The organism is Bacillus sp. LR--39 (genome assembly GCF_053613335.1).
Genome location: NZ_JBSIOT010001271.1, coordinates 1 through 585, shown reverse-complemented (window position 1 = coordinate 585; position 585 = coordinate 1). Strand labels below are relative to the sequence as shown.

General features: G+C 51.8%; 2 protein-coding genes. Both read left to right on the top strand.

Translation table 11 applies throughout. From position 1 onward, the window contains the following. Nucleotides 1-366 (top strand): ribose 5-phosphate isomerase B (gene rpiB, locus ACWHAR_RS29905; RefSeq protein ID WP_452088788.1); only part of this gene is annotated, 366 nt, incomplete at its 5' end. Nucleotides 367-381: 15 nt separating this feature from the next. After that, nucleotides 382-585: DUF436 family protein (locus ACWHAR_RS29900; RefSeq protein ID WP_452088787.1), on the top strand; the 204-nt coding region annotated here is incomplete at its 3' end.

Below are 585 nucleotides of genomic sequence, written 5' to 3'. Positions count from 1 at the left end.
TACGAAGATTACGGCTGCGAATGCGGTTCAGGATCTGTGGACTACCCGGATTATGCGTTTCCGGTCGCGCAAAAAGTGGCGAACGGGGAAGCCGACAGAGGCATTTTAATATGCGGAACAGGAATCGGCATGAGCATTTCCGCCAATAAAGTAAAAGGCATCCGCTGCGCCCTTGTCCACGACGTTTTCAGCGCCAAAATGACAAGAGAGCACAATGACACGAATGTTCTTGCGATGGGTGAACGGGTCATCGGCCCTGGTTTAGCGAGAGAGATTGCAAAGGTTTGGCTTACGACTGAGTTTTCAGCCGGGCGGCACGCCGTCCGCATCGGAAAAATCGCCGATTATGAAGACAAGCATGAATAAAGGGTGTCGTCAATCATGAAAAATCTTGAACAGACATGGCGTTCTATATTAGATGAATTTCATCAGCAAGCGAATTTGCGCGAAGGCCACATCGTCGTCATCGGCTGCAGCACAAGCGAGGTGGCCGGAAGGCGCATCGGCACTTCGGGAAGCGAACAAATCGCTGAAGCGGTCTACAAAGGACTGGAAGAGCTCAGGGACAGAACAGGAATCGCCCTC